Source organism: Planctomycetia bacterium (assembly GCA_015200345.1).
Taxonomy (GTDB): domain Bacteria; phylum Planctomycetota; class Phycisphaerae; order UBA1845; family UTPLA1; genus PLA3.
This window is the reverse complement of record CP054187.1, coordinates 317,749-337,886: the sequence shown is the minus strand read 5'-3', so window position 1 is coordinate 337,886 and position 20,138 is coordinate 317,749. Positions and strand designations below refer to the sequence as shown.

Annotated in this window: 19 protein-coding genes; 17 read left to right on the top strand and 2 right to left on the bottom strand. The window is 61.6% G+C overall.

From position 1 onward, the window contains the following. Positions 1–30 precede the first annotated feature (30 nt). The 4 genes from HRU71_01585 (at position 31) to HRU71_01570 (ending at position 5,362) form a co-directional block, all read left to right on the top strand. Positions 31–999 (top strand): 2-oxoacid:acceptor oxidoreductase family protein, encoded by a 969-nt coding sequence (locus HRU71_01585; protein QOJ02255.1) that lies wholly within the window; start codon positions 31–33, stop codon positions 997–999. A 143-nt stretch (positions 1,000–1,142) separates the two neighbouring features. Next, entirely contained in the window at positions 1,143–3,446 is a 2,304-nt protein-coding gene (locus tag HRU71_01580) for a pyruvate synthase (protein QOJ02254.1), read from the top strand. Between the two features lie 62 nt (positions 3,447–3,508). After that, positions 3,509–3,958, top strand: a complete 450-nt coding sequence (locus HRU71_01575) for a DUF4405 domain-containing protein (GenBank protein ID QOJ02253.1) — start codon at positions 3,509–3,511, stop codon at positions 3,956–3,958. 30 nt (positions 3,959–3,988) lie between these two features. Beyond that, the gene (locus HRU71_01570) at positions 3,989–5,362 is read left to right on the top strand and encodes a PLP-dependent transferase (protein ID QOJ02252.1); all 1,374 of its coding nucleotides are present in this window, start codon (positions 3,989–3,991) and stop codon (positions 5,360–5,362) included. A gap of 200 nt (positions 5,363–5,562) precedes the next feature. Here the strand turns inward: HRU71_01570 and thiC are convergent, their stop codons facing one another. Continuing rightward, positions 5,563–7,158 (bottom strand): phosphomethylpyrimidine synthase ThiC, encoded by a 1,596-nt coding sequence (thiC, locus tag HRU71_01565; protein QOJ04889.1) that lies wholly within the window; start codon positions 7,156–7,158, stop codon positions 5,563–5,565. A 41-nt stretch (positions 7,159–7,199) separates the two neighbouring features. Next, entirely contained in the window at positions 7,200–7,505 is a 306-nt protein-coding gene (locus HRU71_01560) for a hypothetical protein (protein QOJ02251.1), read from the bottom strand. Positions 7,506–7,737: 232 nt separating this feature from the next. Here HRU71_01560 and HRU71_01555 point away from each other — a divergent pair. The 13 genes from HRU71_01555 to HRU71_01495 all read left to right on the top strand — a co-directional run bounded on the left by HRU71_01555 (position 7,738) and on the right by HRU71_01495 (position 20,132). After that, positions 7,738–8,801, top strand: a protein-coding gene (locus tag HRU71_01555) for an IS3 family transposase (GenBank protein QOJ04888.1) whose coding sequence is annotated in 2 segments (ribosomal slippage) — positions 7,738–7,960 and positions 7,960–8,801 — 1,065 coding nt in all. Because the reading frame shifts where the segments join, the coding sequence is not laid out codon by codon here. Between the two features lie 258 nt (positions 8,802–9,059). Then, positions 9,060–9,632 carry a sigma-70 family RNA polymerase sigma factor gene (locus HRU71_01550; GenBank protein QOJ02250.1) on the top strand — a complete coding sequence of 191 codons (573 nt, stop codon included), beginning with the start codon at positions 9,060–9,062 and terminating at the stop codon, positions 9,630–9,632. Then, on the top strand, positions 9,629–10,387 hold the full coding sequence (locus tag HRU71_01545; protein QOJ02249.1) for a zf-HC2 domain-containing protein: 759 nt from the start codon (positions 9,629–9,631) through the stop codon (positions 10,385–10,387). The genes HRU71_01550 and HRU71_01545 overlap by 4 nt, the downstream gene beginning before the upstream one ends. A gap of 64 nt (positions 10,388–10,451) precedes the next feature. After that, complete coding sequence (locus HRU71_01540; GenBank protein ID QOJ02248.1) at positions 10,452–11,003, top strand: TlpA family protein disulfide reductase; 552 nt, start codon at positions 10,452–10,454, stop codon at positions 11,001–11,003. A gap of 88 nt (positions 11,004–11,091) precedes the next feature. After that, complete coding sequence (locus HRU71_01535) at positions 11,092–11,916, top strand: serine/threonine-protein phosphatase (GenBank protein QOJ02247.1); 825 nt, start codon at positions 11,092–11,094, stop codon at positions 11,914–11,916. A 65-nt stretch (positions 11,917–11,981) separates the two neighbouring features. Continuing rightward, complete coding sequence (locus tag HRU71_01530; protein ID QOJ02246.1) at positions 11,982–12,413, top strand: heavy metal-responsive transcriptional regulator; 432 nt, start codon at positions 11,982–11,984, stop codon at positions 12,411–12,413. Positions 12,414–12,509: 96 nt separating this feature from the next. After that, positions 12,510–12,731, top strand: coding sequence for a hypothetical protein (locus tag HRU71_01525; protein QOJ02245.1), 222 nt, complete (start codon positions 12,510–12,512; stop codon positions 12,729–12,731). Between the two features lie 85 nt (positions 12,732–12,816). Next, a complete protein-coding gene (locus tag HRU71_01520) occupies positions 12,817–13,902 on the top strand; it encodes a cation transporter (GenBank protein ID QOJ02244.1) in 1,086 nt (361 codons plus the stop codon). Between the two features lie 183 nt (positions 13,903–14,085). Then, on the top strand, positions 14,086–14,979 hold the full coding sequence (locus HRU71_01515) for a hypothetical protein (GenBank protein QOJ02243.1): 894 nt from the start codon (positions 14,086–14,088) through the stop codon (positions 14,977–14,979). Positions 14,980–15,443: 464 nt separating this feature from the next. Further along, complete coding sequence (locus HRU71_01510; protein QOJ02242.1) at positions 15,444–16,502, top strand: methyltransferase domain-containing protein; 1,059 nt, start codon at positions 15,444–15,446, stop codon at positions 16,500–16,502. Between the two features lie 43 nt (positions 16,503–16,545). Next, positions 16,546–17,520 (top strand): aquaporin, encoded by a 975-nt coding sequence (locus HRU71_01505; GenBank protein QOJ02241.1) that lies wholly within the window; start codon positions 16,546–16,548, stop codon positions 17,518–17,520. Continuing rightward, entirely contained in the window at positions 17,521–18,519 is a 999-nt protein-coding gene (gene arsS / locus HRU71_01500) for an arsenosugar biosynthesis radical SAM protein ArsS (GenBank protein QOJ02240.1), read from the top strand. A gap of 32 nt (positions 18,520–18,551) precedes the next feature. Further along, positions 18,552–20,132, top strand: coding sequence for a DUF3179 domain-containing protein (locus HRU71_01495; protein QOJ02239.1), 1,581 nt, complete (start codon positions 18,552–18,554; stop codon positions 20,130–20,132). Positions 20,133–20,138 lie beyond the last annotated feature (6 nt).

Genomic DNA, 20,138 nt, shown 5'->3' with positions numbered 1-20,138 from the left:
CGCGCTGTGAATTGCTGAAAGGCACGGACGATGGCGACAGCATTGGAAGCGGCGGGCGTTCGACAGCCGCGAACGAGCAGCGAATACAGCTTGCCGGCGAAAGACGAACTGGGGTTCTGCAACGTCTTTTTGTCGGCCCTGGGTGGAGACGGGGCCAACATGGCCGGCAAGCTGCTTTTCAAGATCGGTTGCAGTCATTTCGGGTTGGACGGGGGGTACGACGCCCGCTACGGCTCGGAGAAAAAGGGAACTGCGACGGACGTCTCCGTTCGGTTTTGCGAACTGGGCACGCCGGTGCGTCCAGCCGGGCCGACGCGACGCCCGCATTTTCTCGTGGCGTTTCACGAGGACCTGATCGTACCGCTTGAGCTGGGTCGCGGGCTGCACGCCGGAGCCGTGTGCATTGTCAATTCGATTCGGCCGCCGAGCGAAATCCGCCAACTTCTCCGATTGCACAGCGGGCGGATTCTCTGCGTCGACGCCACTCGCATCGCCGTCGAGACGCGCAGCCGGCTGAACATGCCGCTGCTGGCGGTTGTGGCGCACGAGCTGGAATTCCCCGACGAGTTGGTCAAGAAGCTCATCGCCGAGCAGTGGCCGCGCGCTGCGGTCGCCAACCTTGCCGCATTCGAAACCGCTGTTAAAGGAATCCGCGAGATGGCCTTCGAGGCCGACGGGAAGTATGCCCTGACCGAGCCGTTGACGTATCACGGACCGATCGGCTGGAAAAACATGCTGAACGGCGGCGCGATCGACGCGCGGCGGCACACGACGTTCAACCGAGACAATCGGATCGCGGGGCGCGGCCGCGTTCCGAAGTTTGATGCGGAAGCATGCACCTCCTGCGGGATTTGCCTCACCGTTTGTTCTGATCCGGGTGGCTTGCTGTGGCGGGAAGGTCGGATGCAGGGCATTGATGAGTCGTTCTGCAAGGGGTGCATGCGATGCGTGGAAGTCTGCCCGGACACGAAGCGGGGCAAGGCGCTGACGGTGGAGTAGTGGTCCGTGGGTGGTTTCCGGGGATCCTTGAATAAACTGACTCAAAGCAGGATGTGTCATGTAGCCGGCGAGCTTGCTCGCCGTGGGATCGAACAAGACGCCGCGTGATCGAATCAACATCAGGAAAGCGAGAAACCGCACCGATGAAATCCGCCATGCTCGACAGTCCCGGACAGGTTCCTCCGATGAATCAGGCCCCGCAGGCCGTGTGGATCGGCAACGGCAACGAAGCCGTCGCGCGGGCCATCCTCGACATCGGCTACGACGGCGAGGGGTACTATCCGATCACGCCGTCATCCGAGGTCGGAGAACTCGTTTCGAAAGCCGTGGCCGACGGGAAGAGCGATCTCGCGTTCGTCGTCGGCACCAGCGAGCTGGCGGCGCTGTCGATCTGCGCAGGCATGGCGGCGGCCGGCGGACGCGTCGTCGATGTGACCAGTGCGCAGGGTCTGCTGCTCAAGGCCGAACAGATGCCGGCGATCAGCGGCTTGGGCCTGCCGATGGTGCTGAACCTCTCGACGCGCGAAGTCTCCGGCCCGCTCAACATCAAGAACGGCCATAGTGACCTTTATGCGGCATTGGGATACGGCTGGCTTATTTTCCTCGCGCCGACCGTGCAGGCCGCGTACGATATGAACATTATCGCGATCAAAGTGGCCGAAGCGGTCAACCTGCCGGCCATCGTCGCGTACGACGGCTTCCATACGTCGCACGCGACGCGACGAATCAAGGTGTTTGAAAGCGCCGTCGACGTACGGCGTTTCGTCGGTCCGCCGCCGTTCCGAGCGACGCTCGAAGAGACCAATGGCCGCCTGAATATCCTGAACATGCAGAGGCCGTACACCTTCGGGCCGTACATGAACGACGACTGCATCAACAGCAAGGTGCAGATGGAGAACAAGTTCGAGAAGGCTTACGGCGTCATCGCGCGCACGTTCGAGGAGTTTGCTTCGCTCTCGGGGCGCAAGTACTCGTTTGTCGAGCAATACGGCGACGTGGACGCGCCCATTTGCCTTGTGGCATTGAACTCGGCGGGCGAGGCGGCGAAGGACGCGGTCGATGAATTGACGCACGCCGGCGAAGCGGCCAATTTGGTCATTCCCACGGTGCTGCGCCCCTGGCCGGAGCAGGAGTTAATCGATGCGATTGGCGCGGCGAAGCGCATCGTCGTTGCCGAGCGAGCCAGCCAATACGGCGCGAGCAATTACCTCGCCAACGAAATCGGCGCAGCGCTGCAACGCGTCGGCAACTCCGCGCGCATGATCCAGCGGTCTTATGGTATCGGTGGATTGAACTTCAACAAGGAAGACGCCCTTGCGATGTTTGAGGCTGCGCGCGATTGGCCGTCGCACAGCGAACACGCCGGCGACCAGCCGATCTACACCTTCGCACGACGCAAGGCATATTACGGCGCGTGGCCCGGCGACCCGGAATACAACCCGCCCGAGTCGCTTGTGCCGCTCACGGTCAACGAGTGCACATTGAATGCCGGACAGAACGGGAAGGTCAATCTCAAGGAACTTTCGAAAATGCCCGCCCGCTTCGACAAGCACAGCGCCTGTCCCGGCTGCGGCATTTTTACCACTCTTAACCTATTCCTTCGGGGCATAGACGGGCACGTCCTGCTTGTTTTCAACACCGGTTGCGGCATGGTCGTCACGACGGGCTACCCGCTGACGAGCTTCAAGGTGCCGTACATCCACAACCTGTTCCATAACGGGAGCAGCACCGCGACCGGTCTCGTGGAGATGATCAAGCGCTACCGCGCCAAGGGCGATCTGCCCGAAGAGATCACCGTCGTCATGGTGACCGGCGACGGCGGCGACGACATCGGCCTCGACCAGCTCATCGCCGCGGCCCTGCGCAACGATCCGTTCATCGTGCTGGAGTATGACAACAAAGGCTACATGAACACCGGCGCGCAGATGTGCTACAGCGGTTTCCGCGGGCAGAAGAACACCAACGCACCAGTCGGGGTGAAGCAATCCGGCAAACGCACGCACCACAAGGACATCATCGAAATTTTGCGCGGCACCTTCGCGCCGTACCTGGCGTCGGCCGCCGAGTCCAACGCCCTCGACATGATCCGCAAGGCACGCAAAGCGCAGGCGGTCGTGCGGGCCGGCGGGTTCGCGTTTGTGAAGACGCTTTCGGTCTGTCCGCTGAACTGGGGCATGGATGAGCATGTCGGGCCGTCCGCGGTGGAGGCGTGCGTTGATGCGTGCATGCATCCGCTGTTTGAAATCGACCACGGCAAGACGGCGATTACCTACGACCCGGCAGCGAAAGGGAAGAAGATTCCCGTGACCGAAGCCTTCAGCAAGATGGGCGGCGCGTTTCGGCATCTCGCCACGCCGGAGTTCGCCGATATCGCCCATGAAGTCCAGGAGGAAGTCGACCGCCGCTGGGAGCGGCTCAAAGCGATGGCTGCCAGCAGCCTTTTGTAGGAAGCGCCCTCACTGCGGCCGAGCAGCAATGAGAGGCGCCAATCGCCCTGGGGACACGCACCATGACTCGTTCGACGTTGAATTATCTGATCGACGCCGCGACGTTGCTCGTGCTGCTTGGCATGGTCGCAACCGGCCTGATCCTGGAATTCGTGCTGCCGCCGGGAAGCGGCGGTATCCGCCACGCGCCCGACACGCTTTGGTCGCTGGCGCGGCACGACTGGGGGGCCCTGCACTTTTACGCCGCCATCGCGTTGGCCGCTCTCATCGTCCTGCACTTGGCCTTGCACTGGAACTGGGTTTTCACCACGACCGCGCGTCTGCTGATGCGCGGCCGGCCTCTCCGGTCGGCCGATGCCTGGCGGCGGAATGCAATCGGCATGTGCCTGCTGGCCGCTGTGTTCGCATCGCTTTTCCTGTTCGTCGTCTTTGCAAAGATGTACGTATCCAGCCCGCACGAGCACGAAGAGGAACAGGTGCAGGTCGAGTACCCACAGGAGGCAGACCTGTAGAACGATCAACCCCGCAAAGCGAGGTGGCTCATGGCATCGCGAACGAAGAAATCGACACGAAACAATGGGAATTCTCCCACAGCGCGGCCCGCGACAAGCCAACATCTTCCTTCAAAGCGACTCGACGAATCGCGCCGGCGTACCCGTACGCGGCTGATTCATGGTAGGGGACGTACCGGAAAGTGGGAGTACGACCACCACGTCGTGCCGCCGATGACGTGCAGTGCGGCGTTCCGGCTGGACTCGGCCCGCCGCGGCGCGAAGGGTTTCTGCGAGTTTGCTCATCATACGCCCGGTGCTCCCGAGCACGCTCCCATTTACATTTATGACCGCCTCGATGAGCCGACCCGCGCCATGTTGGAAGAGAACCTTGCCGTCGCCGAACACGGCGATATGGCCGTGTGCTTCGCCTCCGGCATGGCGGCCATCAGTGCCCTCGCTGGGGTCCTGGTTCGCACCGGGCAGCACATTGTTTCGCATCGCACGCTCTACGGCTGCACTTATTCGCTCTTCACGAACTGGTTACCGCGCCAGGAAATCGGCATCACCTTCATCGACCTCTCTGACGAAGCCGCGCTGCGAAAATCGATCCATCACGAAACGCGCCTCGTGTACTTTGAAACGCCCGTCAACCCCGATCTCCAACTGATCGACATCGCCCGCATCCGGCGGATCGTGGATCAAATCAATCTCGACCGGCCGCTGTCGCACCGGGTCTGGATTGCCTGCGACAACACGTTCGCCTCCCCGTTCTGCCAGCGGCCGCTCCAATTGGGCGCGGACGTGGTGGTCGAGAGCCTGACCAAGGGCATCGGCGGCTTCGGCACCGATCTGGGCGGCGCGGTCGTCGGCCCGGCCGAGCTGCATGATAAGCTGCTGATGTATCGCAAGGACTTCGGCGGCACGCTGTCGCCCAAGGCAGCATGGGGCGCACTGGTTTATGGTCTGCCCTCTCTGGCGGCGCGGATGGCGAATTATCAGAAGACGGCGATGCGCGTGGCGAAGTTTCTCGAAAATCACCCGCGCGTCGAGTATGTGCGATATCCCGGTCTGCCGTCGTTCCCGCAGTACGACCTGGCGCGAAAGCAGATGGTCGACGAGAATGGTCGCTTCGCTCCCGGTTCGATGATCTATTTTGTATTAAAACATACATCGCCGGATGACAATCCCGGTGAGCGGCTGATCGACTGGGTCGCGCAGAACTCCTACTGCATCACGCTCGCTGTCTCGCTCGGGCAGGTCAAAACGCTGATCGAATGCCCCTACACGATGACGCACGCAGCCGTGCCGCCGGAGCAGAAAGCAGCGGAGGGATTGGTCCCGGGCGGCGTGCGGTTGAGCATCGGCCTGGAAGACTGGCACGATTTGATCGCCGAATTGAATGAGGCGTTAGAGAACTGCTAGAACCGGTTTCAAAACTCCTCTCCCCCTTGGGGAGCGGGTCGCCGCAGCGACTCTCCGATCGGGTGAGGGGGAAAAGTGGTTCAAACGAAATGAATCACCCTTACCCCGACCCTCTCCCTGAAAGGGAGAGGGGGTTTTGAAACAGCTTGTAGCTTGATGACGCCCTTGGCATTGAGCGGCGAGTAAAGTCCAAGTCAAACTTATTTCAGTTCGTTAAGGCTGACATACTTCTGCTGGATGCGCTTGGCTTCCTCGCTATCTTTCACGTTGTCGCTGTGGCAATCGTGCTTTTTACCGCGGTGCGCGAGAAAGTGAATCTGCTCCGGCGTCAGACCCGGACTCTTCGCCGCGACCTTCAGCGGCACGAACCCGTCGGCCTTGCCGCTGGCCCAGTCGCTGATCTCCTTGCTGATGCGCATGCTGCACCAGTCGTGCCCGCACATGGCACAAAAATCGGTATCCACGTCCAGGTCTTCGTCGTGCAGCGCCCGGGCCGTCTCGCCGTCAAAGGCGATCTCGAACTGCTTCGGCCAGTTCAGCGCCGCCCGCGCCTTGCTCATGTCGTCGTCCCACTGTCGCGCGCCCTGGATGCCGCGGGCGATATCGCCTGCGTGGGCCGCGATTTTGTACGCGATGCAGCCCTGCTTCACGTCGTCGGCCTTGGGCAGGCCCACGTGCTCCTTCGGCGTCACGTAGCAGAGCATCGCCGCCCCGGCCCGCGCCGCCTCGGTCGCGCCGATGCAGCTCGTGATGTGGTCGTAGCCGGGGAACACGTCGGTCACCAGCGGCCCCAGCACGTAAAACGGCGCGTCATCGCAGAGGCGCTGCTCGATCTGCATGTTCCACGCGATCTCGTGCAGCGGCACATGGCCCGGCCCCTCGACCATCACCTGCACGCCGGCCTCGCGCGCCCGATGCGTCAACTCGCCCAGCACCTCCAGTTCCGCGATCTGTGCCGCATCGCCGGCATCGGCCAGGCAGCCCGGCCGCACGCCGTCGCCGAGCGAGTACGTCACGTCGTACTGCCGCATGATCGCCGAGATGTCGTCAAACAGCGTGTACATCGGGTTCTGCTTGTTGTGGTGGATCATCCACTTGGCCAGCAAGGATCCGCCGCGCGATACGAGTCCGGTGAGGCGCTTGCGAATCAGGTGGAGATTCTCGAGCAGCACGCCGGCGTGAATGGTGAAATAGTCCACCCCCTGCTGCGCCTGCCGCTCCACCTCTTTTAGAATATCGTCATATGTCAATTCTTCGATGCTGCGGCCGACGATCATGCTGTAGATCGGCACGGTGCCGATGGGGATGGTGCTGTGATCGATGATCGCTTGCCGGCACTCCACGAGATTGCCACCGGTCGACAGGTCCATCAGCGTGTCGGCGCCGTATTTCTGCGCCCACATGAGTTTCTCAACCTCCTCGTGCGTGCCGCTGGCGACCGGTGACGCGCCGATGTTGGCATTGATCTTCGTGGTGATCATGCGGCCGATGCCCGTGGGGTCGAGCCGCCGTGGGGCACGCTCGCCGCGGCAGTAATCCGGATCGCTGATGACGGCCCAGCGCTGGGCGACGGTCTGGTTCACCCAGAATGCCGCATCGGCGCGATGGCCGGGATGGCCGACGGCGGCTTGGGTCTTGGAGCTTGTAGCTTGTGGTTTGAACGTTGGGGTTTGAGGCGTGAGTCCGCCGCTGCCGGCGAGGTGCCGCACATTCGCGGGAATGACCAGCCGTCCCCGCGCGACCTCCTCACGAATGAACTCCGGCGTCGTGCATTCGCGCTGCGCAACACGGATCATTTCGGGAGTGATGACACCCTTGCGGGCGGATTCGAGCTGGGTCATGGCTTCTTCTTCCTTTTGGGTTTGATCCTCTTGGGGCGCGATCGCGTAGGGCGATTCCGGCCGATCTCCGAATTCCCAAGGCCTTGCGGACTACGGGTCCCAATCTCAATCGTGTGATCAACGGCTGACTGTGTCATTTCGCTAGTTGCTGGACGCCCCGGATAACGAAAAATGACAGCATTGGCCGACAGCGACTGCAGGGCGGTTTGATAAGCTTTCCATAAGAGTTCGATGGGTGCAAGCGAATCGATCAAACGACCTGGGTCGTGCGTATGCTCGATTCTTACACTCGATTCATGCAAGCGGGCGTTGGGGCACTTTTCAATGGCCTGCTTTGCACGGGCCTGCTATGCACGAAAACGCGCAGGATCATAGTTGGCAGCTTGCGAAGCCGCAACTGACCTTCCCCCCAGATTTTGGTCCATTCAAAACGAGAGAATCCTGTTAGATTTCGGTCATCAGACCCGCCTCTGGCGGGAGGAGTTTTCTGATGAAGAAGTCGAGGTTCACGGAAGAGCAGATTGCTTTTTTGCGTTGCGGCAATCCGAGACCGGTACGCCGGTCGAGGAGATCACCCGCAAGCTCGGGGTCAGCCAGCAGACGTTCTACCGGTGGAAGAGGAAGTTCGCCGGCCTGGGCGTGCCCGAACTGCGTCGGCTCCGGCAGCTTGAGGAGGAGAACCGCAAGCTCAAACAGTTGGTAGCAGACCTGAGTCTGGACAAGCGGATGCTTCAGGATGTGCTCTCAAAAAAAGTCTGAAGCCTGCCCGGAAGCGGTCAATGGCAGCGGATCTCCGGGCGGCCTATCAGGTCAGTGAACGTCGCGCCTGCGGCGTCCTGCAGTTCCCCCGATCCAGTTGCCGCTATGAGTCGATCGCTTTGGAGCAAGTTGCCCTGAAGATCAGGCTCCGCGACCTGGCGAGTTCCCGGGTCAGGTATGGATATCGCCGGCTTCACGTGTTGTTGCGCCGGGAGGGTTGGGCGATCAACCACAAACGCGTTTATCGCCTGTATTGCCAGGAGAATCTGGCCATGAGGACGAAGACGCCCCGAAGGCACAAGAGCTGTCGAGTTCGACGTGAACGGCCGGCAGCCAGTCAGGTGAATGAGAGTTGGTCCATGGACTTCATGTCCGACGAGCTGTTCAATGGCCGCCGGCTGCGGCGCTTAACGATCGTCGATGACTTTACCCGTGAGAGTCTGGCCATCGAGGTCAATCAAAGACAGACAGGCCATGATGTGGCCGGCGTTCTGACCCGACTGGGAACGGAGCGAGGCTTGCCCAAGACGATTCGCGTGGACAACGGCCCCGAATTTATCTCCAAGGCCCTGGACCAGTGGGCCTATTGGAACAAGGTAACCTTGGACTTCAGTCGGCCGGGAAAGCCAACAGACAATGCCCTGATCGAATCCTTCAACGGTCGGCTTCGAGCCGAATGCCTGAACGAAAGCTGGTTCTTGTCGCTGGACGACGCGCGGCAGAGAATCGAATCATGGCGGATGGACTACAACGAGCGTCGTCCGCACAGCTCCCTGGGAAATCTGGCTCCCACGGAATTCTGTCGACAAAGCCAGTTGGCCATGACCGGATCGACGTAGGATTTCTCATTAAGGCTGGTACAGAAAATGGGGCAGGTTCAACAGACCCCGATCCTAACTCAAGACCTGGATCAGTTTCTGGGGGGGGGAAGGTCAAGGCTGATTTCTCCGCTCCCGAACGGATGGTGCACGACAGCGGCGTAATCCGCCTAAAATGGGATGGTCGCGTGCAATATTCCGCGTCCGCTGGGAATTTACTATCGGCGGACATGCGCCGGGCAGCACGGACGGCGGCGAATTCGCGAGTTTGGAGCTGAGTTGAAGCAAAAGCGAGACAGCGCGGCTTTCCTGGCTGAACTGGAGCCGCTGCGGCACCAGCTCTACGGCTACGGCCGTCGCGCGCTGAACCGAGCGGACGCAGTGACCGACGTGCTTCAGGAGGTGGTGCTGACCGCTTGGCGGGAGTATCCGCGTTTTGTGCCTGGCACGAATTTCCGGGCTTGGGTGTTTCGGATCATGGTCAACACGGTATTCGCCTTTAACAAGCGTGGCGCTCGCGAGCATACGGTTGCTGACGATGTTGAGCTGCTCGACGTGGAAGCCGTGCTGGAGCATGAGACGGAGTGGGCGGCGCTCCTGGACGCCCCAGATCGATTGCGAGAGTTGCTCGACGAGCGGCTTGTGCATGCGCTCGACGCACTGGGCGAAAACGAACGGCAGTGCTTTCTGCTCTGCCTTATTCAGGGATTTTCGTACAAGGAAGTCAGCGCGATGCTCGGGCTTCCGCTCGGAACGGTGATGTCGCACATCCATCGCGCGCGCATGAAACTCCGGGAGCGCTTGGCGACTCTCGCGGTCGAGCGACGGTATGTTTCGGAGGGCTCCTCGTGAACTGCCGCGAAGCGCGCCGCCGCCTCAGCCCGTATCTGGACTCCGAGCTGGACCCGACTACGACGTTCGCGATCAGCGAGCATCTGCGGGTCTGCGACGATTGCCGGCGCAGATTCGAGGTGGAGCGCGGTGTGGACCTGGCCGTCGTTGCCAAGCTGAGCGTTGAAAGCGTCCCCGACGAAGTCTGGCGCGAGGTCGTTCGACCTTTGCGGACGCCGCGATGGGTCCGCTGGCGGCTGTACGCACCGCTGGCTGCGGCGGCCGCCATCGCGCTGATCGTTTGGAGCGGCTGGCTGTGGAAAGCCGCAGCGCCGCAGACGCACTGGGTTGTGCGAGAGTTCCTGGCGGAAACGAGCAACGGCCGGCCGTTCGTGTCCGCGGACGCGCAAACCGTCGCCACCGGGATGATGATGCCGCTCAAGCCGTTCTCCGATCTGGTTGCGACGTTCACCGGGGAGGCGGCGCTTCGGCACGTTGTGCAGTTCGTGCGGCTCGACACGGTCCGCGACGCCGATGGCGCCGAAATCGTGGAGCTCCGGCTGAACTGCTGCGGCGAGCCGGTGATCGTGCGGGCCGCGAAGCGCGACCAGCCGGGCCGCCTGCACGAGTTTGTCGGGCTGGATGCAACGCGGCTCGCCTCGCTGCGTGGTGAGAGCAGAGTTGCGGTCGCGAAGCGCGAAGTCGGCGATTACGTCGTCGTGGCGGTGTCGCGACATCCAACGCACGAACTGCTCGCGGCCATGCAGGTGCAGTGATCGAGGCCGGACGACGACAAGAAGTGATTCGATGAGTTGCGGCTGTGAAACAGACTGATCGGGCATGAAGAAGTCTCGTAGTCCGGCCGGCGCGCTCCTGCTACTCGCCGTGCCCCTCCTCGGAGCGTTCCTCTACCTACACTCCGGCGGAACCTCCGCCGACGGGGACGTCCCGAAAGCAGCGAACACGCACGCTCACGCCGCCACGGATGCGACCGCCTGGAGCCGCATGGCCGCGGCACGGCTGGATGGCAGCTCTTTCACCCTGTCCGAGCTGGTCGGCAAACCCGTAATCCTCGATTTCTGGGCGACGTGGTGCCCGCCGTGCCGGGCACAGCGCGACATGCTGCACAAGCTCGCCGGCGAGTACAGCGACCGGCTGCGAATCGTGGCGCTCTCGGTGGACGAGGATGCATCCGCGATTACTCGATATCTGAAGGGTCACGCCGCGGTATCGGACGAGTTGCGTGCGTCGCACGAACTGCTCCATCTATTCGACGTCGAAGTGCTACCGACGTTGGCGATCATCGACGCGCAGGGGCGCGTGCAGCGCGTCCTGGCGGGCCTGATGGACGCGGACGAACTTCGCCGAATCGTCGCGCCGATGTTGCAGTGAGCACAGATCGCGTCCGTGGCGCTCGGGAGGACTGACTCTGCCCAACTCGCATTTAACTGATGTTCAGATATCGACGGAAGCCAGGGGCGTGCATGCGCTGCAATGCATGGAGGTCTGGGGAGGCAACACCGCAATCGAAAGCGGCATCTCCATGACGGGCGTCGACGCATGGGTCTACAGTCAACCGTTCCACGCACAAGTCTCCGGCGGTGATGTTCACTACGTGTCGATGTGTGGCATGGGACGTATCGGCAGGTTCATGTTGGCCGACGTATCCGGCCACGGCACCGGAGTGAGTGATTTGGCGATCGAGTTGCGCAGGCTCATGCGCAAGTCGATCAGCCGGCCCGATCAGACTCGGATCGCGCGGGGGCTGAACCGTGCATTCGGTCAGTTGAGCACAAGCGGCGTCTTCGCCACCGCCGTGATCATGACCTACTTCGCCCCCACCGACCAACTCGTGTGCTGCCTCGCCGGCCATCCCCGGCCGTTATGGTATCAAGCGGCGACGCGGACATGGAGATTGCTCGGGCCTTCGCTGGCCGACACACACGAGTTCCAGGGCCTGCCCCTGGGCATTATCCACCCGACGGAATACCGGCAATTCGCGGTCACTCTGAACCGGGGCGATCTCGTCGTCGCATACACCGATTCGCTCATCGAGGCTCACGCTCCTGGCCGGGAACCGCCGGGAGAAGAGGGCCTGCTTTCGGTGGCTGCGTCTATCGGCGCCGGCGAACCCGCGAGGTTTGGGCACGAACTGATCGCTGCGGTCGATCGCGCCTCGGGCGGCGCGGCCACGACTCGCGATGATGACCTCACCCTGCTCGTGCTGCACCACAACGCCGCCGATCCCAAGCCCGTAAGCCTCGGGCATCGCCTGCGAATGATGATCAAGATGATGGGGATCTGAAAGAACCGAATCAATGATGCCGCCTGAACATTGAACCCAAGTGCATGGCCGCTATATATGACAGTATGAGCGCGGCACAGTACACCATCGGCGGGCTGGCAAAGGCGGCGGGCGTTCCGACCTCGACCGTCCGCTACTACGAGCGGCGCGGGTTGCTCCGGCCAGAGACTCGCAGCCACGGCAACTACCGGCTGTATGGCGATGAAGCCCTGGCACGCCTGCGGTTCGTCCGCTCCGCCCAGGCCGCCGGCTTCACGCTGTCGGACATCACGGTGCTGCTGCGATTCCGCGACGGCGATGTTGATCCCTGCCGGGAAGTGCAAGACCTGATCAAGATCAGGGCGGCGCGTGTGGCCGAGCAGGTCGAGCAGCTTCAGGGGGTCGCAGGGATGCTGCGTCGATGGCTCGCGGCGTGCCGCCGGACGGAACGAACCGGCAAATGCGCTGTGTTAGAGGGGCTGGCGGCCGTGAATTCCGGGCGCTGCAATAAAATCTGAAATATCCCCTTGACTCGACACCACGGTTCAAGGTGTATGCTTTAGCTGAAGGCGTGCGAAGCGCCTCAATTGGCCCTTCGTGATTGGAGGACTACCATGCAAAGATTGTTGATTCCCATCACGATGGTTGTGACCGTGGGCCTGGCCGTCGCCGCGTACGCCGTGAACTCGCGGGTCTCTGCTGATCGCCCCGATTGCCCGGGCAAGATTGTCTGCCCGCTGACCGGCGAGGAGGTCTGCCGGGATCGCTGTCCGCTGAACAAGAGCGAGCGGACCGCGGTGAAAGCCGCACCGTCGTGCTGCCGTGGCGGGAAATAGCGTGACCGGCGACGTGGCCACGCATGTCAACACGGGCATGGAAACAAGCCTGTTGTGTCCGTCCTGCGGCAGAAAAGGCCGGGCGGTGAAGCCGGTCACGATTGAGTCGCTCGTATCCGAAGCGGCACGGACCCGTGCGCGCCGCACCGACGGGTTCCGGTTCTGCTCTACGCCGTCATGCGATGTAGCCTATTTCCAACCGGACACCGGCGAGCGATTCTTACGCTCTGATGTGAGGGTTCGCATCGGGCAGAAGGAGACAGGGTCGCCGCGCCCGGTCTGCTATTGCTTTGGGCATACCATCGAGGAGGTCGAAAGCGAGGTCGCCCATACGGGGACTTCCCGCATTCCTGACGAGATCACTGAAAAATGCCGGCAGGGCCTTGACCGATGCGAGGAGACGAATCCGCAAGGCGCCTGTTGTCTGAGCAATGTGCGCCAGGCGTTGAAGAATGCCCAGGCCAAGTACGGCGCAACAACTCCCCAGGGCCGCAAGTCCCGGATGGACACCGGAACCGTGGTGCAGTTCGGCGCGCTCGCGTCGGCCATCGCCGCGTCCGCTTGTTGCTGGTTGCCGCTGCTCCTGATCGCCCTGGGAGTTTCCGGCGGGGCGCTCGCGAGCACGTTCGAGGCGTGGCGACCCGTGCTCCTGCCGGTGACGCTCGCGCTGCTCGGACTCGCCTTCTACTTCGCCTACCACGCGCCCCGTGTTGCTTCCGCTGGATGCGAAACGAACTGTTGCGCGACGCCGGAAACGGAATCCTGCCCGGAAGCCTGCTGCCCGCCTCACAATATCAAAGGTTTCGCGTTTCACAAACTCAACAAGCCCGTGCTCTGGGTCGTAACGATCTTTGTCCTGGCTTTCGCGTTATTCCCCAATTACGTGGGCTACCTCCTAAGAGGTAATGACAGCTTCGCAGCACGCAACGATCTCGAAAAGATTGTGGTGCAAATCGATGGCATGACGTGCGAGGCGTGCGCTGCGGGCATCGCGGCATCGCTTCGCATGATCCCCGGCGTGGCCGCGGCGGAGGTGAGCTACGAAAAAGGTCAGGCGGTAATCGGGGTGCCCAGTACGAATCGCATTCCCCCTCAAGTGATCCTGAAAGCGATCCGCAAGGCGGGAGACTACACCGGACACTTCTTGGACCCCGAACACATGAAGCCTTGACCGTCAAGTTCGTAGGGCAGACTGAGCGGTGAGCCCTCTAGCCGCTGGCAGCTAGCCGTCCAAAGCCGCATAAATCGCCCCGTGACGCTTTTTCCGCAATTATCCCGTGCTGCCCGGAATGTACTCCTGAAGCGCGCTGGCGGGTTGCCGGCGGCGAGCCACAAGCGACTTTAGGAGCAAACGATGAAACTGCGGTCTGTTCGGATCATGATGGCTGCGTGGGCGCTGGGCTTGGGAGCATGGGCGACGGCTAGCGCCGCGGAGTTGCCGCTGGCGCTGGATGGCAAGTGCACGGTGTGCCTGGCCAAGATGAACAAGCTCGTCGACGGGAAGGCGGCGTTTACATCTGACTACGACGGTAAGACTTACCGATTCCCGTCTGACGAGCAAAAGAAGATGTTCGATGCCGACCCGGCTAAGTTTGTGCCGGCGCTCGGCGGCGACTGCGTGGTGTGCCTGGTTGAGATGGGCAAGCGCGTCGCCGGCAAGCCCGAGCACGCGCTGGTGCACGACGGGCGGCTGTTCCTCTTCCCGGCACAGGAGCAGCTCGACATGTTCAAGAAGAACCCGGCCAAATACGCCGACGCCGACCTGGCGCTGGGCGGCAACTGTCCGGTTTGCCTGGTGAAGATGAACAAGGTCGTCAAGGGCGATCCGAAGTACGCGGTCGTGCATGACGGGCTGCGCTACCTGTTTCCGAGTGCCGAGCAAAAGGCGATGTTCGAAAAGAGCCCGGCCGCCTTCACGCCGGCGCTCGGCGGCAACTGCGTCGTGTGCAAGGTCGAGATGAAGAAGGCCGTGCCGGGCAAGGCGGAGTTTTTCGCCGTGCATGACGACAGGCTCTTTCTCTTTCCCTCCCAGAAACAACTCGACATGTTCAACGCCGATCCGCACAAGTACAAATGGGCAGACGTCGCACTGGGCGGCAAGTGCGTCGTGTGCAAGGTCGAGATGAAAAAGGATGTGCCTGGCAGCGAAAAGTTCGCAGCGGATTATCACGGGAAGAGATACCTGTTTCCGGATGGTAAGACACGGGATCGATTCCTCGCACGCCCCGATCGCTATGCCCGCGAATAGCACGAGCGGGTAGTGTGTTGGCGAGCCTGCGGCATTCCTTCCTCCTCTAGGTGTCGCAGGCCGCCATTGTTTTTTGTACCCGCTAACAGCAGCAGGACGTGCCCGATGGTGTCACGACTGAACACATACGAGCATGACGTCGCGAGCATCGAGAAGCTGCCACCAAAGTTCGATTGTCATGGGCGGTGGTCAACCCCGATTCCAAAAATCGAGCCAGGGTTTCTAGCGGGTGAAGAGGTTCGCGCGACGATGCATGACCTGCCGAGAAGGTACCGGGACGTGCTCCTGCTTCATGACTTGGCGTCTGTTGGTGTCCAAGACATCTCGCCATCACAGGACATCGGTATATCAGAGTTTAAGCGCCTTTTGCACCATGCCCGCATGGCACTGACAACCCTGCTATCGGCAATTTCCTCGAAGAAATCTCGATTGCTTAGATTGAGCACAATTACAGGAGACCTCGCATGATCGCGTCAACTCCGTTGCATTCATCGGTTCGCGAATACTATGGGCGCATTCTTCGCAATACCACATGCTTGAAGACGGATGCTTGCTGTTCCGCAGACGGCCTGCCGGCGCACATCAAGGCGATTGTCGGGCAACTTGCTCCCGAGATCGTCGAGCGATTCTACGGCTGCGGCTCGCCCATTCCACCGGCGATTGAGGGCCACACGGTACTTGATCTCGGCTGCGGCACCGGTCGCGATGCGTTCATCTGCGCCAAACTCGTTGGCCCGCGCGGAAGGGTCATCGGCCTTGACATGACTGCTGAACAGTTGAGCGTGGCTCAAGCGAACGAGGAGTCACAGGCCGCCGCCTTCGGCTTTGCCACACCGAACACACGGTTTGTTCAGGGATACATGGAATCGCTTCAAGATGTCGGCATCGAGGATGAATCCGTAGACGTTGTGATTTCAAATTGTGTCTTGAATTTATCTCCCGACAAGGAACGCGTTTTCTCCGAGATTTTTCGAGTGCTCAAGCCGGGCGGCGAGTTGTTTTTCTCGGATATCTTTGCGGACCGAAGGCTCTCGAAGGATTGGCGTGAAGATCAGGTCCTGCTGGGCGAGTGCCTGGCGGGCGCGATGTACGTCGAAGATTTTCGCCGCCTGCTCCTTTCGATGGGCGTTCCCGATTATCGCGTGGTCGCCCGACGGCCGGTCGCTATCGACAATGAAGACGTTCAAGCAAAGATCGGAATGGCGCGGTTTGAGTCCATGACCATTCGAGCGTTCAAGATTGCGTCGCTGGAGGACAAGTGTGAAGACTTCGGTCAGGTCGCGACCTATCTTGGAACGATCGCGCATTGTCCGCACTCGTTTGTGCTGGATGATCATCACGAGTTTATCACCGGCAAGCCCATGCTGGTTTGCGGGAACACCGCGGCGATGCTCGCCGAGACCCGTTTTTCCGCACACTTTCGCGTGCAGGGGGATCGATCTCACCATTTCGGACTATTTCCATGCGGCCCGGCCGAATCGGGCGCGGCAGGATCTGCGTCCATCGCAGGAGGCTGCTGCTGATGGCGACACTCGACGCGCGACGGATGATTGAGGGAGGCACGCCGTGAAGTCCACCAGCAAAACCGTTCTCGGCGCCATATGCCTGGGCGAGTTCATTGGCACATTTCTATTGGTTCTTTTCGGGACGGCGACGGTTGCGGTCGCAGTGCTCTTCAACGCACATGTCGGCCTGCTGCAAGTGGCCGTAGTTTGGGGCATTGGGGTGACGCTCGCCATTTACGCGACGCGACACCTGTCGTGCGCGCACTTGAATCCCGCGGTCTCATTGGGGATGGTGCTAGCCGGCCGGATGAACCTGCGCCTCCTGCCGTGGTATTGGCTCGCGCAACTCGCTGGCGGCATCGCTGCCGGAGCGACGGTGCTGCTGCTGTTTGGCAGCGCGATTGGTGATTTTGAACATGCCCGCGGGATCGTGCGGGGCGCGCCTGGGTCGGTACAAACGGCCATGATTTTCGGCGAGTACTTCCCTCATCCGGGACTCGCGGCGTCAGGCCTGGGCGCGACGATTAGCATCGCGATCCTGGCTGAGGCTCTGGGGACATTTCTGCTCGTCACGATGGTCTTCTCCTTGACGGAGGGCTGCAATGTAGGCCGACCGGCCGATGGGCTCGCCCCCGTGTTCATCGGCGCGACCGTAGCGGCCATTATCTCGATTCTCGCGCCGCTAACACAGGCGGGACTCAACCCGGCCCGCGACTTCGGCCCACGGTTGGTCGCCTTTCTTGCAGGGTGGGATGGCGTTGCCATCCCTGGTCCGCGAGGTGGATTCTTCCTTGTGTATGTCGCTGCTCCGCTTGTCGGCGGCGCGTTGTCTGCCATCGGCTTCCGCTACGGCCTGCAACCCCTGATGGACAGTCGAACGACCGCGGTGACCGGCGCGTGCAGTAACGGCGAAATCGACATGTCCAACTCCGCGGATCTCCCGCAGATTGCTGTTGCGGCGCAACACAACCAACCATCTGAAGGAAACGTGACGGTCGCATGTAACCTGGTCAAGGCCCGCTTCGGAGGCATGTAAATGATCACGCAGCAGACTATCCCGCTGACCATCGTCAGCGAAAGAAGCTTTGACCACCGCGTAGTCAAGGCAACTGGCGCTCCCTTGCGCGCGGCAGCGATCAGCACCATTCAGGTCAACGTGGGCCTGGTCTGCAATCTCGCGTGTCGGCATTGCCATGTTGAAGCATCTCCAAAGCGAACGGAACAGATGGACTGGGCCACGATGCGCCTGGTCATAAATGCCGCTCGACTCAGCGGGGCGCAAACCATTGATATCACCGGTGGTGAACCGGCAATGAACCCTCATTTTCGGAGCTTCGTGGAATTGGCGCGGTCGGAGGGGTTCGACGTGATCGTGCGAACCGATCTGACGATCATGCTCGACGAAGGATATCGCGACCTTCCGGAGTTTTTCCGGGCAACCGGCGTACACCTGATCGCATCGCTTCCGTGTTATCTTCCAGACAGCGTGAATCGGCAGCGCGGAGCGCGGGTTTACGAAAAGAGCGTCGAATCGATTCAGGCCCTGAACGCGGTCGGTTATGGCATCGACGCCCGCTTGCGGCTTGATCTCGTCTACAACCCGTTGGGCCCGTCGCTTCCGCCGGAACAAGCCAAGTTGGAGTCGGAGTACCGGCACGAGCTCGAACAGCGGTTCGGAATCAAGTTTACGAAGCTTTACACAATCACCAACATGCCGATCGGGCGATTCCTGCACGACCTCCAGCGCGACGGTCGCGCCGATGAATACGAGCGACTGCTGCAAGAACGCTTCAATCCGCAGACACTCGAACCACTCATGTGCCGTCACCAGGTACACGTGAGTTGGGACGGCACCCTGCATGATTGCGATTTCAACTACGCACTCGGCTTGGCGACGGCGGACGGACTTCCGCGGCATGTTCGCGACTTCGATCCCACGAGGCTTCAAAATCGGACCATCGTTACGGGCGGACATTGCTTCGGCTGCACGGCTGGATGCGGGTCGTCGTGCGGCGGAGCGCTCGCGGGCGTTTGAGCGCCTCATTATTTCTTGAAGGAGATCGAAGCATGAAACGAAAATTGATTGTTCCGTTGATGATAGTGGTCATGGCAATCTGCGATAGCGCGTCCGCACAGAGCTCGCGCGCCGCGTCAACCTCGCGGCCCGCAGCGGGTTTGCGTCCGGCGGACGGGAGCAAGTTCGAGCAGGTGCGGCGGAATGGATCAGTGGACATCGAGAAGGAATACGACCTAACGGGGTTGACGATTCCGAAGGATCAGATTCACACGCTCCTGCCGCGCGACGCGATCCCGGCGCTGACTGACCCCGGGATGGAGCCCGCCGACAAGGCCGATTGGCTTCCGGACGACGCCCGCGTGATCGAGGTGGTCGTTGGCGAAGACGTACTCGGCGTTCCACTGCGCGTGCTCGACTGGCATGAAGTCGTGAACACGACCGTAGGGGGAAAGCCGGTTGCCGTGACCTACTGTCCGCTGTGCGATTCCGCGACGGTCTTCTCGCGAAAGGTCGGCGCCGGCGGCGCGGCGACCGTGCTCGAATTTGGCGTGTCGGGGGCGCTCTACAATTCAAACGTCCTGATGTACGACCGCAAGGACAAGGGCCTCTGGAGCCAGCTCGGCATGCGCGCCGTCAGCGGTCCGCTGGCCGGGACGGCGCTGGACATGCTGCCGGTCGAGGTGGTTTCGTTCGCCGCGTTCAAGAAGGCCCATCCGGGCGCCAAGATCGTCAGCAGCAAGACCGGTCACCAGCGCGACTATTCGCGCTCACCGTATGAGCGGTACTTCAAGAACGAAACGCTGATGGTCCCTGTTGCGCGCGTCGGCGATGCGCTGCCGCGCAAGACTCTCGGCGTGGGTATTGCGGTGGGCGACGGAGATGCGTCGCAGGCCTGGTTCGTGCCGACGAGCGCCATCGGTGACGGCCGGACGATCGACACGCCGGCGGGCAAGGTGCGTCTCGCGCGGAGCGAAGCCGGCATCGCCGTGATCGAGGCTCCGAAGGGAGTGCGGTCGGCGCAGACGTTCTACTACTCCTGGTCCGCGTTCTACCCAGACACAACCGTCGTCAAACTGGGCGCGGACGGCGACTCCACGTCACCGGGACTTGCCGTCGGTGCGCGAGCCCCGGATGTCGCGGTTACCGCGGTGGACGGTAAGACCGTTCAACTGGCATCGTTCTACAAGGACGGCCCGATCGTTCTTACGTTCTACCGCGGCGGATGGTGTCCGATTTGCAACCGCGCCCTATCGGCGTGGGCAGGCAAGTTGGACGCACTCAAGGCCGCTGACGGTACATTTGTCGCGCTCACGCCGGAGAAGCCCAACCTCGCCGTCAGGACGCGCGAGATGGCCGGCGGCGATTACGCGGTCTTCAGCGACGGCACCTTCGCGGCTGCCAAGGCGTTCAAGGTCTACTTCGTTGTTGATGAGGCCACGAAGGCGAAGTACGAGAAGTTCGGCATGAAGGTCGCCGAGTCCAACGTAAGCGGGACGTGGGAACTCCCCGCCCCGGCAACGTTCGTCATCGACAAGGACGGCGTCATTCGCTACGCGTTCGCCGACTGGGATTACACGAAGCGCGCCGACCCCGACGAAGTGATTGCGGCGGTGCGTTCGCTGAAGCGCTGAAAGTGA